This is a genomic window from Morganella sp. BCCO 40_0007, from assembly GCF_032989665.1.
Classification (GTDB): domain Bacteria; phylum Pseudomonadota; class Gammaproteobacteria; order Enterobacterales; family Enterobacteriaceae; genus Morganella; species Morganella sibonii.
In genome coordinates, this window is sequence record NZ_JAVBIN010000021.1 from 1 (window position 1) to 12,603 (window position 12,603).

Here is a 12,603-nt window from a genome sequence, read left to right on the forward strand (position 1 = left end):
TGTGGCGGCGTTGGCTTCGTTCGGCTACCCCGGTCACATACTGATGTATGCTCCCGGGGATATCCTCACTTTGCCGCCTTGCCACAGAGTGAATAATTTAGCGTAACGCGTCTCTTTGTTCTGTGGCGGCGTTGGCTTCGTTCGGCTACCCCGGTCACATACTGATGTATGCTCCCGGGGATATCCTCACTTTGCCGCATGCCACAGAGCGAATGATTTAGCGAATCTGCGTCATCCTCCACTCTGTGGCTGTGTTGGCTGCACTCAGAATTCCGGGTCACATACTGGTGTATGCTCCCCGGAATTCTTCCTTTGCCGCCTTGCCACAAACCGGATGATTTAGCAGATTAACTTTTCCGTTTTTCTGTTTTTGACAGAGTTGAAGTACACAGGGGATTAACCGGCAAAAAAAGGAAAGCGTAAAGCGCCAGGGATGGCGCGATCCGAGCGGACAGGGATGTGTCAGCGTCTTTCCGCTTTGCCGGTTATCCCACTGCCCGAATTCGAAAGAGGATGGTCTTATTCTTTCCGGGGATGACGCAGATTTCGCGGATAAGGATGTGACAGCATCTTTTCGTTCTGCGTGGTATCAGCCGGAGCACCGTGGCAGAATTGGTTTCTTAAGTCAGTCATTCCCGGAGTCAGGATGTGGAAAAAAATAATGGTGATTTGTTGCATGATGGCTGTATCCCCCCTGATGGCGCGGCCTTCACAAGAGATCACGCCGCTCACTGAAGCGGCAGAACAACAATTTACGGTAACGCATCATGAGATGAAGCAGGACGGTCGTCACTACCGCCTCTTTATCGCGCAACCTAAGCAGCCGCAGACGGCGTACACCGTACTCTATATGCTCGATGGTAACGGCCAGTTTCCGATGATGATTAACCGGCTCAGTGCCGGAAAAAAACGGCCGTTGCCGCTGGTGGTGGGGATCGGTTATCTCTCTGACCAGGCTTACCCGAAAACCCGCACTTTTGATTACACACCACCCGCAGCAGGTGAACAGTTTGCAGCAGGCGGCGGCGAACAGCCTTTCCGGCAATTTATCCGTGAGCAGGTTATTCCGTGGGTGAGCAGTCACTATTCCGTCAACGACCGCCGCTACTTCTTCGGCCATAGCCTCGGCGGGCTGTTTGTCCTGCGGACGGCTACAGATGAGCCCGGTTTATTTACCGATTACATCAGTGCCAGCCCGTCTCTGTGGTGGGGCCATGGCACCTATATGACAGCAGAGCGCTTTGACCGCCTCCCGCCGGATATCCGTCTGACTATCACTCAGGGCGGGCTGGAAGAAAAGCCGGACCTGAGCAAAATGAGTGAAGAGCAGAAACACAATCTCTCTGTCCGTTACAGTGACATTACCGCACGGGAAGTTTGTGAGCAGTTACAACTGCGGGACAAACAGTGCCGGATCCTGACCTTCCCCGGTAAATCACACGGCAGTGTTATCCCGGATGCACTGGATACCGTAATTTCACTGTTACCAGCGGATAAGGAAAAATAAGTTATTTTTTTGTTAATCCGCATGTAAAAATACCAAAAATAACAGGGGAAACCCCATATTCCTCTGTTATTTCCTTCCATAACAAAAACTACTCGCAGCCATTAGTTTTTTTGATTTCATTTTTCCCTCACAAGGGGCTATATTCCGCTCCGTTTCAGACATAAATTCACAATCCACTGCTTCTATCAATGACCCGTCATCAACCATTTTGGCGATGAAACAGCCTGAGAAAAAAAGCAGCGTCATGTTTTTTTGATTTTTTTGTTTTAGGTGGAGAAAAGCAGTGAGTCACAGCACCCGCACGCCGCGTCCTGACAGTGTGTTAATTCCTGTCGCAGGTCTGACGTTATTTGCGATTGCATCCGGTTATCTGATGAGCCTGATCCCGTTATCGCTGGGCCATTTTGCCATCGGTACAGATTATGCAGGCTGGTTAGCCAGTGCTTACTATATCGGTTTATTACTCGGCTCGATGCTGATTGAGCCGGTGATTGCCCGTATCGGCCATCGCCGTTCCTTTATTCTCTTTGTGCTGGCCCTGGCGGCAACGGTGGCGGTTTTACCGTTTTATACCGATCTCAGCGCATGGCTGGCATCCCGTATGCTGGCCGGGGTGGCGGTCGCCGGTATTTTTGTGGTGATTGAATCCTGGCTGCTGATTGGCGATAACCCGGCAATCCGCGCCAAACGCCTGAGCTTTTATATGACAGCACTGTACGGCGGAACCACTCTTGGCCAGCTGGCGATTGGTGTGTTCGGGACTGCGGGTATCGTGCCATTTGCGGTGGTTATGGTTCTGCTGTTTGCGGCCGTACTGCCGCCGCTGCTTTCCAAAGCGCAACCAGTCTGTCACGGCGGGCATCAAAGCTTATCACTGAAAAAAATCCTGCGTCTGAGCAAACCGGCCATGGTCGGCTGCATGACTTCCGGTATTGTTATGGGCACGATTTACGGGCTGATGCCGCTGGCATTGCAGGAAAAACACTACAATACAGAGCAGGTCGGCGGGCTGATGGCGGCGATTATCCTTGGCGGGATGATTATTCAGCCGGTGATCAGCAAGTTATCCTCGCGGATGAGTAAAGTTTTATTGCTGGCAATGGTGTCTCTTGCCGGGGTATTTGCGATGGGAATGATTTACCTCTCCGGTCACTATCTGGTGATGGTGGCAGCGCTGACACTGCTGGGCATGTCCTCTTTTGCCCTGTATCCGGTGGCGATCACACTGGCCTGTGACACACTCACGGCAAATGTGATTGTGGCGGCGACACAGGTGATGCTGTTCTGCTACAGCGTCGGCTCGGCAGCCGGGCCGCTGGTGGCCGGACAGTTTATGAAACAGCCTGACGGTATCATGAGCTTCTTCTTTATTGTGCTGCTGTCCACCGCGATTTATATGCTGCTGTCAGCGGTACGCCGCAAATCCCGGATTCTGGCAAGCTGATCTCAGTTATAAATAAAAAAAACACCGCGTCAGTACGCGGTGTTTTTGTTTCTGCGGTATGCGGATTACTGTGCGGTGTTAACCGGCAGAATTTCCATAATACCGGCGCGGACATAATACTGCTGACCGGATGCGGCAGCCGGGGCATCAGCCGCCATTTTCGCCAGTGCTTCTTTTGGCGTTGCGGTAGATAATGAAGACTGATACAGCGTGTTACCGTTGATATCACGGACGCTGGCACGCACAAAATACTGTTTGCCGTCTTTACTGATTGCAGGGGCATCCGCGCTCATTTTTTTCAGCGCTTCGCCCGGCGTGGCAGTTGTCAGTGAAGACTGGAAAACCGGCGCCCGGTTATTATGGTAACCGCGTTTGTTATGATAGCCGCGTCCGTCATGGTTGCCGCGCATCATGTGGCGTCCGCCGTTACCGTCGCAATAGCCGTTACCATCCATGTACTGACCATTCTGCTGCGGCTGATTTGCCGGGGCTGGTGCGGCGATCGCTGTAAACCCGGCACCTAATAAACTCAATCCGATAACACTGGCAATGATCTTTTTCATATTAATATTCCTTTCTGATGTTGATTTCTGATACGTCGTTTCGCTGTTGGTATCATCATTACCGATGCCGTCCGTACCGGCAATCCGTTTTACCCTTACTGACGGTGAAATCATAATCCCTGCACAATTCATCATAATATCTGCACATTCCTTCATTTTTTCTCCATATTCCGGATGGGGGATACAGGAAAATATGTGTCAGAAATAAGCCGGATATTTAAGTACTTTTATATTTCCTTACGTAAAAAATGAGCGAACAAGATTTATTTGCTTATGATGAATATTCAGACTTGTTATCACTACAAAGACAATAAATTTATTAACAAAGGGAACTGATATGAAAAAAATGACACTGATTGCCGGCGTTATCGCCGCGGCATTTTCATTTTCAGCACTGGCGGCGCAGACGCCTGCTCAGGAAAAAACAGCAGCAGCCACAGCACAGAAAGCCGGGAATACGGCAGATTATCTGATTGGCAAAACCTGGGTAACCACGGAAGCCCTGGATCAGGACGGGAAGGCCATTCCTGCTACTGATGAGACGGTTGCCGGTTTCTTCGGACTGGCCGATTATGAAAAAGACGGTTCAGTCAAAATGTATACCCCGGAAGGTAAGCAGAAATTGCAGGGCGACTGGTCATTCAGCGCAGATGGTAAAACCCGGACGCTGACCGGCAAGAATGACAAAGGGGAAGTATTGTTTACCCGCGTGGTGGAAAATATCAAAGTAACGCCGGATGAATATATTTACCGCGTCTATCCGAAACCGGATGATAAAAGCCATTACGCGGATATTGTCCATAAACCGAAATCCGCAGAGTAAATTCATCCCCAGATAAAGCGCCGTAAAGGCGCTTTTTCTTTTCCGGTACTTATCAGAGGGGCGGATCAGAGTGTGAAGGCGGTTTCCAGTGCCAGCTCAATCATATTGTGCATTGCATTCTGACGCTGATCGATGGTCAGTTTTCCGCCGTTTTTAATATGATCAGACGTTGTGAGAATCGCCAGTGCTTTTGCCCCGAGTTCTGCCGCGACGGTATACAGCCCGGCGACTTCCATATCCACCCCGAGAATACCGTACTGCTCCATTACCGCAAACAGTTCCGGGCGGGTGGTATAAAACAGATCCGCAGTAAATACATTGCCGGTTTTAACCGGTAATTGCAGACGTTCTGCCGTTTTCACCGCAGATGACAGCAGATGCCAGTCCGCCAGCGCCGCCAGGTCGTTACCGTAAAAGCGGTCGCGATTCACTTTGGAATCGGTACTTGCACCCATGGCAATCACCACATCCATCAGTGACACATCATCCCGCACCGCGCCACAGGTCCCGATACGGATCAGGTTTTTTACGCCGAAATCCTGAATCAACTCATACGCATACATCGAAATGGAGGGGATACCCATACCGTGGGCCATCACCGAAACCGGTTTGCCTTTGTATTCCCCGGTATAACCCAGCATATTACGGACGCTGTTTACTTCCCGCGCCTGCGACAAATAATGTTCAGCAATAAACTTGGCGCGCAGGGGATCTCCGGGCATAATAATGGTTTCTGCGAAATCGTTTGCGCTTGCCTGAATTGCAACTGCCATAAAAGCACTCTCCTCTCAATCAAACCGTGTGAAGGGTCGGTATTTGTTGGTCAGCATGTTAACACGGTTTGGTTTTTATGCCGCCGCTGCCGGCGGATTTTTCACTCAGGGTTTTTACCGGATTACACATTATGAATACAGCAATCGGCATTCTCGGGATCGTGGTACTGCTGGGAATAGGTTATTTACTGTCTGAAAACCGCCGCGCCATTAATCTGCGTACGGTGGTACTGGCTTTTACTATTGAACTGGCACTGGGCGGGTTAATTCTCTACTCCCCGGCCGGGCAGCAGGTATTATTTGTGATGGCGGAGGCGGTCACCACGGTGATCAACTTCAATAACGCCGGCACATCCTTTATTTTCGGCGGCCTTGTCTCTGACAAAATGTTTGAGATCTTCGGCAGCGGCGGATTTGTGATCGCACTGCGTGTATTGCCGATCATTGTCTTTTTCTCCGCATTGTCAGCGGTACTTTATTACCTGGGAATTATGCAGATCCTCGTGCGCTGGGTCGGCGGGGCGTTACAGCGCCTGCTGAAAACCAGCCGGGCAGAATCGATGAACTCGGCAGCCAATATTTTCCTCGGCGTTACCGAAGCACCTCTGCTGGTTAAACCGTATCTCGGCAGTATGACCCGCTCAGAACTGTTTGCAGTGCTGTGCGGCGGGCTGGCATCTATCGCCGGTACCATGCTGGTGAGTTATGCTTCGCTGGGGGTGAAAATGGAATATCTGCTGGCGGCGTCCTTTATGGCCGCTCCGGGCGGGTTACTGTTTGCCAAACTGATGATCCCGGAAACACAGCAGACGGCGGATGAATCCAATGCCAAACCGATACAGGAAAACCGTCCGGCGAATATTATCGATGCGGCGGCGGAAGGGGCGATTAACGGCCTGAATATGGCACTGGCGGTCGGGGCGATGCTGCTGGCGTTTGTCAGCCTGGTGGCGCTGTTAAACGGACTGCTCGGCGGTGTCGGCGGCTGGTTCGGCCTGCCGGATCTGAGCATGGAACTGATCCTCGGCTATCTGCTGTCACCACTGGCGTGGCTGATGGGGATACCGTGGAATGAAGCGCTGACATCTGGTGCGATTATCGGACAGAAAATTGTTATCAACGAATTTTTTGCCTATGCCAACCTGGCCGAATATCTGAAAGGGAATGAAGTGGTGGCGGCCACCGGTCTGCCGATGACAGAGCGGACACAAATTATCCTCTCGTTTGCTCTGTGCGGGTTTGCCAACTTCGGTACCGTGGCAATAGCTATCGGCGGTATCGGCAGTCTGATCCCGAACCGGCGCAAAGAAATTGCCACCCTCGGGATGAAAGCGCTGGTCGCAGGGGTGTTATCCAACCTGATGGCGGCTACAATTGCGGGGCTGTTTATCGGCGGCTGAGTAATAAAACCGGGGAGGATCTTCCCGGTTCACTGATAGCGGGAAAAACGAAAAGTCGCGGTGAATACGGTCCCTGTACGCTCAGGCTCGCCATCCATGGCTCGCATGCTTTTCGTTCTTTTACCCGCTATCGCGAACCTCGCATATCAGACGATTAACGGGAGCAGGATTACTTATAATCCCCCTGCAGATAACGGTAAAAAGAGGGATTTACCCAGACTTTTTCGCTTATCACCTGCATCCCGCTTTTTGCTCTGCGGATATTTTCCGCCTGTTTTTCCGCATTCTCCGGCAGTGCCATCAAATCAGCCTGATAATGGCCGCCGGTCACCCGGGTTTCCGCCACGACATCATAACCGTCCGCCGGGACATAGATGCGGTAAAACGGCTGCCACCAGGCTGAACGGATAAGCCCTTTCTGGTCAGCGGTATTTTTCTTGGCGTACTGGTCAATCAGGCTCTTAAAGCGGTCGCGCTCTTCAATTGCCGGAAATTCCAGATCGAGATTATATTCACTGGCGATCGCCACTTTTTTGCCGCTTTTCAGTGTGGTTACCGGATAATCCGCTTCACCCCATTCATCCAGATAGAGAAATGCGGACGATTTCGGCGTCAGCTGCACTTTCGGATCAAACCCTTCACGGCGCAGCAGATAAATCAGCTGGGCGGCGTGATCGATATCATTATGGCCGTAGCGGATCATCCGTGTTTTATCAAAGCCGGATTCTTCGCGGGTATCTACCAGGTTATAGCCGCTGGTATAGCCTTTATCAATAAAGTTATTCAGGGTTTTCAGCGTCTTCGCGTCATTCGGGAACACCGCGGTTTTCCAGGCGGTATGCAGACGCGGCACAATATTTTTATCCGACACATTACCGAGATAGCGGGTGTGACTCTGCTGCTGAGCATCCGCAAAAGCCTGAAGTTTATCACTCTCTGCTGCCGGGTTTTTCAGATCATCAGCTGTCAGTGCACCGATGGTGATCATCAGTGCATCAAACCGGCTTGCCTCCGGCTGTTGTGTCAGCGCGGCAATCTGTTCCGGGCTGTAGGTTTCAGCCAGTTCAGTCAGAGAGAGCTTTTCGGCGGTCTGCTGAGAGGTCAGCGCCAGCGCGGGCTGTAAACCACTGAAAAAAAATGCGGACAGCAATGTGCCGATAAATAACGATTTTTGCATGATTTATCCTGTAAATGCAGCGAACAAACGATTGCATAACTTTATCACAGAGTTGCATTCGGAGTGATAAAGTGTCGTGATTTTTTTACACCGGACAACGGGGAAAATTGTGCGCGGAACCTTGCAGGACGCAGCGGGATGAGTAAGATACGCGGTACGTGGTAGTTATCAGGGTGATAGTTATCACGGTTTTGGAGAGATTATGAAAGCGCTTTACCGTAAGTTAATCAAAAAAATTGATCAGTTTTCCGCTCTTATTCCGATGCGTTTTTTCTGATCCGGCGTTCCCGTCTCTCCCTGCGTGTCATATGAACAGCCCTCTGTAACTGAATAAGTAACCGCAACGCCTGACGGCGGGTAAACAGCGGGTGTTGCCAGTGTAACAGGGTGAAATACATGATTTGCCTCCCGGCAGATCAGAGAGAACCGCTGCACAAGCGGCCGGAGCATTATCTGCATCCGGCCGTCTGTCACCTTTTATTTAAATGCCGGCAGCCAGCCGAACACGTCCAGAATAACCGTCAGATACACAATCGCACCGCAGACAATCACCAGATTCAGTACCGCGTTATTACACGGCGAACGGTAAATAGTTGCGCTGTCGCTGTAGCGTTTACGTGAGGCTTTTACCAGGAACGGCGGTAAAATCACACTCCAGATAGTAAAGGCCAGACCGGCATAACCGATGGCATAAACGAATCCGTTCGGGAAGAAGAAGCACACCACCGCAGGCGGCAGATAAGTGACCACGGCTGTTTTGAAACGGCCGGCGCTGTCATTTTTAAAGTTCAGCAGGTCGGCAATATAGTCAAACAGACCGAGTGTAGCTGCCAGCAGGGAGCTCGCCACGGCGAAGTTACCGAAGAATGTCAGGATGACATCCATGGTTTTGCCTGACATCACACCGCCGATAGCCTCAACGAACACATCAATATTCCCGCCTTTGGCAATAATCGGTGAGAAATTGGCGCGGCTGATATTACCCATTGTGACGCCCAGCCAAAAGATATACAGCAGTACCGCAAATATTGTCCCGATAATGATTGAACGGGTAATAAAGCGGAATTTTGTTTTGCCGTACAGCTTCACCAGACTCGGCACGTTACCGTGGAAACCGAACGAAATAATACAGAACGGCAGTGTCATCAGGACATAGGGAAGATATTTCGTTCCGGGGATGGCGACCGATGCGGAATCCAGCAGATTGGCAATTTCCACATGCGCAACCAGACCGGAAAATGTGGCAAAGAACGCGATAAACTTACCGAAAATTAAAATAGTGGTAATACGCCCGACCCATAAGGAGCTGTACCAGACAATCGCGGCCACCAGACAGGCGACAATCACGACTGCTGCTTTTATCGGCAGTGCAACACCGGTATATTTTAATATCGTCTGAGCCAGTACAGCGGACGACCCGGAGATATAGGCATATGTCAGAATATAGAGGACAAACCCGAAGGCAATACCCACGACGATATTCCATTTTTTGCCCAGTAACTCAGTGGTAAAGGTATTAAAACTGGCACCCGGTTCAAAATGCAGGTTAACTTCAACTAACATCAGACCGGTCAGTAACATCATAATTGAAACTAAAATCAAAATAACGGTGGCACCGGAAAACCAGACACCGGCCATCGCAATCGGCAAAGAAAACATACCGCCGCCAACGACTGTTGCTATAACAAGCATGGTTCCGCTGGTCAGTCCGGGTGATTTATTTGTATCGGCACTATGAATACTCATAATAAAAGTTTCCTATTAATGATAAATATCACCAACAGCATTCATATTTATCGATTTTATTTGTTCTTTATTGTTATAGGGATACAGAGACAAAAAGGCCCCATTAAAATAATGAGGCCGCTGTCATCAGATAATTACACGTAATCAAAGCGTGCTGTGAAGAAACGTAACTGCTTCGGCTCGTAAATGAACTTCAGCCCTTTAATATCTTCTTTGTGCTTGAACAGTTTGATAATACCGTCAGCAACCAGATCCATGTGTGCATAGGTGTATACACGGCGCGGAATAGTCAGACGAACGGTTTCCAGCTTCGGACGGTGATGGTCGCCGGTTTCTTTGTTACGGCCTGCGGAGATAATACCGCGCTCCATAGAACGGACACCGGTTTCCATGTAGATGCTGGCTGCCAGGCTCTGTGCCGGGAACTCATCCTGGGTCAGATGCGGGCAGAAACGGCGTGCATCGAGGAATACTGCGTGGCCGCCGACCGGCTCAACAATCGGTACACCGGCTGCTTTCAGTTTTTCGCCCAGATAACGAACCTGCTTGACGCGGTGCTCGATATATTCGAACTGCATCGCTTCGCGTAAACCGATAGCCATTGCTTCCATATCACGACCGGCCAGGCCGCCGTAGGAAGGCATCCCTTCATAAACCACAACCAGTTCACGTGCGGCAGAGAACATCTCGTCGTCGTTCATACACAGGAAACCACCGATGTTCACCAGACAGTCTTTCTTACCACTCATGGTACAACCGTCAGCGTAGCTGAACATTTCGTGAACGATGTCTTTGATGGAGACATCCGCAAAGCCTTCTTCCTGCTCTTTGATAAAGTAGGCGTTTTCCACGCAGCGGGTCGCATCGTAGAATACTTTGATGCCGTGCTTGTCACATAACTGACGGACTTCACGCATGTTTGCCATTGAAACCGGCTGACCACCCGCGAGGTTTACGGTCACTGCCAGGCAGATGTAAGCGATATTTTCCGCGCCTTTTTCTGCAATCAGTTTTTCCAGTTTCTTAACGTCGATGTTGCCTTTGAATTTCACATCCAGGCCCGCATCGTGAGCTTCATCGCGGACGATATCGATGAATGTCGCACCATTTTTTTCCTGGTGATAACGGGTGGTGGTGAAGTACATGTTACCTGCAACATACTGACCCGGTTTGATCGCTAATGAAGACAGTAAGTTTTCTGCACCGCGGCCCTGGTGAGTAGGAACAATGTGTTTAAAGCCGAATAATTCCTGAACGGTTCTTTCCAGGTGGAAGAAGTTTTCGCTGCCCGCATACGCTTCGTCACCCATCATCATGCCGGCCCATTGTTTATCGGACATGGCGTTGGTGCCGCTATCGGTCAGTAAGTCTACATAAACATCTTTGGAATTTAACAAGAAAGTATTGTACCCGGCCTCTTTCATTCTTTTGATACGCTCTTCGCGAGGGATCATGGATACGGTTTCAACACTTTTAATACGATACGGTTCTGCTGGATACATCATGGTAAAATCTCCAATTATTTATAATAATAACTCGATAATTTACACAGGCATTTATCTGTTTATAAATCTCATGCCTTGTGAATGATATAGCAATTGTAAATCCGGTTGTGTTCTTGTCTTAATTCAAATTCAGTTTTTAATTTTCTGTTGTTTCTTTTTCTGCCATCCGTTTCGTTTGGCGTGAAATCATCATGCGTGAAAAAAAATGAAAAGGGAATGGGGATGGTATAAATAAACGAAAGGTGTATTAACCGCAGGTGTAAACCGGGTGATCTATATCACTTAAACTAAAATATTTCTTTTTATTCATGTGTTTATGTTTGTTAATCCTATGTTGTGTATTTATGGGTAATATACGTTTTTCATGGTATTAAAGTCAGGATTTAATATAAATAATCTAATGGCTGCGGGTGGTTATACAGTAATGCAAAGCTGTTGTATCTGGTGTCTTTTTATAAATGTTAATAAAGGGTAAATAAGGATGATGGAGTGATAATTTAAATCTATCTTTACAGGATGAATAAAGAAATGAGTGAAGAGTCCTGTTCTGTCTTAATCAAAACTATGCATTACATACACGTGCATAGTATTTTATATGAAAATGTCTAATTAATACCCATTGTTATAATCACATTTGTTTATATTGATCGTGCGGAAAAACATTATGAATTATTGAATCATTAAACTGAAACCAGAGATAAAAATAAAAATGTGACACAGTCAGGATAAATTTGATGATAAAGATCACATTGATAATGTTACGTTACATGAATGAAAAACAAGCGGACGGCGGGAATAACAAAGATAATTAATTAAAGCAGTGAATTGTTATGCAATGCAGCATATAACCGTTTAGTGATCATATTCACGGTTTCACATTTACAGTCATGTTAATAAAGCAAAATGGTGTACTGGAATATTTACACTATCTGCGAAAGAAGAGTAACAGGATATTTGTAATGTACATATCTGTGAAATATATTTATCAGAATAAAATTATTTAAAAATAAATCAAAATAGATTTTATATCTGGTTTTTGTCACTACTTTAGGGTTTTAATTGAGTTTAATCCGGTTTAGTGCGTTATTTTACTTTGGTCGTAAATGGTGGCGTTTACAGATGACGACATCATTTTTCGCATGTCCGGCAGCCGCCATATGAAAATGCAAAATATGGAATTTGTGCATCAGATCACGCAAGGCAGGCATGAATAAAGACGCAAAAACAGACAAACCGGCCGCGATTTCCGCTTTTTTCCTTGAAAACCCGGCGGAGCAGGCGTGTAATAATGACGTGCCGGATTAGCTCAGTTGGCAGAGCAGTTCATTCGTAATGAAAAGGTCACCAGTTCGAATCCGGTATCCGGCACCAGTAAATCAATACGTTACGCGATAAATAAATCAGACTGCATTTTTGCGTGCCATATTCGTGCCATGAGCGTTAAAAATGTCATCGATATTTTTCGCGTGCTCCTGCAAGTGAGCGGGTGATAAGTGAGCATATCTGCGCACCATTTCTATGCTTTCCCATCCGCCCATTTCCTGAATCGCTGACAATGGTACACCGGCCTGAATTAACCAATTCGCCCGGGTATGCCGCTTTTTCGATGGGTAAGCGGGTGAGGGAATAATCGGCATTGCGTCCGCCGGGTTGTTGCATGGGCCG

The 12,603-nt window shown here is 48.4% G+C and carries 9 protein-coding genes, 1 tRNA gene and 1 pseudogene; 5 read left to right on the forward strand and 6 right to left on the reverse strand.

Translation table 11 applies throughout. From position 1 onward, the window contains the following. Nucleotides 1–646 precede the first annotated feature (646 nt). The gene (locus tag R5268_RS18750; RefSeq protein ID WP_317420424.1) at nt 647–1,507 is read left to right on the forward strand and encodes an alpha/beta hydrolase; all 861 of its coding nucleotides are present in this window, start codon (nt 647–649) and stop codon (nt 1,505–1,507) included. Between the two features lie 283 nt (nt 1,508–1,790). Next, nucleotides 1,791–2,951, forward strand: coding sequence for an MFS transporter (locus R5268_RS18755; protein ID WP_107679971.1), 1,161 nt, complete (start codon nt 1,791–1,793; stop codon nt 2,949–2,951). 65 nt (nt 2,952–3,016) lie between these two features. Here R5268_RS18755 and R5268_RS18760 read toward each other — a convergent pair whose 3' ends face one another. Next, complete coding sequence (locus tag R5268_RS18760) at nt 3,017–3,649, reverse strand: hypothetical protein (protein WP_243846847.1); 633 nt, start codon at nt 3,647–3,649, stop codon at nt 3,017–3,019. Between the two features lie 202 nt (nt 3,650–3,851). Here R5268_RS18760 and R5268_RS18765 point away from each other — a divergent pair, with 202 nt between their 5' ends. Continuing rightward, entirely contained in the window at nt 3,852–4,337 is a 486-nt protein-coding gene (locus R5268_RS18765) for a DUF4822 domain-containing protein (protein WP_317420427.1), read from the forward strand. Nucleotides 4,338–4,402: 65 nt separating this feature from the next. Here the strand turns inward: R5268_RS18765 and deoD are convergent, their stop codons facing one another. Then, entirely contained in the window at nt 4,403–5,110 is a 708-nt protein-coding gene (gene deoD, locus R5268_RS18770; protein WP_317420429.1) for a purine-nucleoside phosphorylase, read from the reverse strand. Between the two features lie 131 nt (nt 5,111–5,241). Here deoD and R5268_RS18775 point away from each other — a divergent pair, with 131 nt between their 5' ends. After that, nucleotides 5,242–6,510 (forward strand): NupC/NupG family nucleoside CNT transporter, encoded by a 1,269-nt coding sequence (locus R5268_RS18775; RefSeq protein ID WP_182107199.1) that lies wholly within the window; start codon nt 5,242–5,244, stop codon nt 6,508–6,510. 169 nt (nt 6,511–6,679) lie between these two features. Here R5268_RS18775 and R5268_RS18780 read toward each other — a convergent pair whose 3' ends face one another. From R5268_RS18780 to R5268_RS18790, 3 genes are all read right to left on the reverse strand, one after another. Further along, a complete protein-coding gene (locus tag R5268_RS18780; RefSeq protein ID WP_317420432.1) occupies nt 6,680–7,687 on the reverse strand; it encodes a hypothetical protein in 1,008 nt (335 codons plus the stop codon). A 477-nt stretch (nt 7,688–8,164) separates the two neighbouring features. Next, nucleotides 8,165–9,433 carry an aromatic amino acid transporter gene (locus R5268_RS18785; RefSeq protein ID WP_182107203.1) on the reverse strand — a complete coding sequence of 423 codons (1,269 nt, stop codon included), beginning with the start codon at nt 9,431–9,433 and terminating at the stop codon, nt 8,165–8,167. A gap of 134 nt (nt 9,434–9,567) precedes the next feature. Beyond that, nucleotides 9,568–10,938 carry a tyrosine phenol-lyase gene (locus R5268_RS18790; RefSeq protein WP_052927710.1) on the reverse strand — a complete coding sequence of 457 codons (1,371 nt, stop codon included), beginning with the start codon at nt 10,936–10,938 and terminating at the stop codon, nt 9,568–9,570. A gap of 1,295 nt (nt 10,939–12,233) precedes the next feature. Here R5268_RS18790 and R5268_RS18795 point away from each other — a divergent pair. Further along, nucleotides 12,234–12,309 (forward strand) — tRNA-Thr (locus R5268_RS18795). A 29-nt stretch (nt 12,310–12,338) separates the two neighbouring features. On the opposite strand, the pseudogene R5268_RS19495 reads toward R5268_RS18795, so the two are convergent. Next, nucleotides 12,339–12,536: pseudogene (locus tag R5268_RS19495) on the reverse strand (tyrosine-type recombinase/integrase); the annotation flags it as partial. Nucleotides 12,537–12,603: the final 67 nt, after the last annotated feature.

Excerpts from the sequence above, each read along its gene's own strand:
- R5268_RS18750 (WP_317420424.1), top strand. The coding sequence starts at position 647 with ATGTGGAAAAAAATAATGGTGATTTGTTGCATGATGGCTGTATCCCCC.
- R5268_RS18760 (WP_243846847.1), bottom strand. The coding sequence starts at position 3,649 with ATGATGAATTGTGCAGGGATTATGATTTCACCGTCAGTAAGGGTAAAA.
- R5268_RS18765 (WP_317420427.1), top strand. The coding sequence starts at position 3,852 with ATGAAAAAAATGACACTGATTGCCGGCGTTATCGCCGCGGCATTTTCA.
- deoD (WP_317420429.1), bottom strand. The coding sequence starts at position 5,110 with ATGGCAGTTGCAATTCAGGCAAGCGCAAACGATTTCGCAGAAACCATT.
- R5268_RS18775 (WP_182107199.1), top strand. The coding sequence starts at position 5,242 with ATGAATACAGCAATCGGCATTCTCGGGATCGTGGTACTGCTGGGAATA.
- R5268_RS18780 (WP_317420432.1), bottom strand. The coding sequence starts at position 7,687 with ATGCAAAAATCGTTATTTATCGGCACATTGCTGTCCGCATTTTTTTTC.
- R5268_RS18785 (WP_182107203.1), bottom strand. The coding sequence starts at position 9,433 with ATGAGTATTCATAGTGCCGATACAAATAAATCACCCGGACTGACCAGC.
- R5268_RS18790 (WP_052927710.1), bottom strand. The coding sequence starts at position 10,938 with ATGATGTATCCAGCAGAACCGTATCGTATTAAAAGTGTTGAAACCGTA.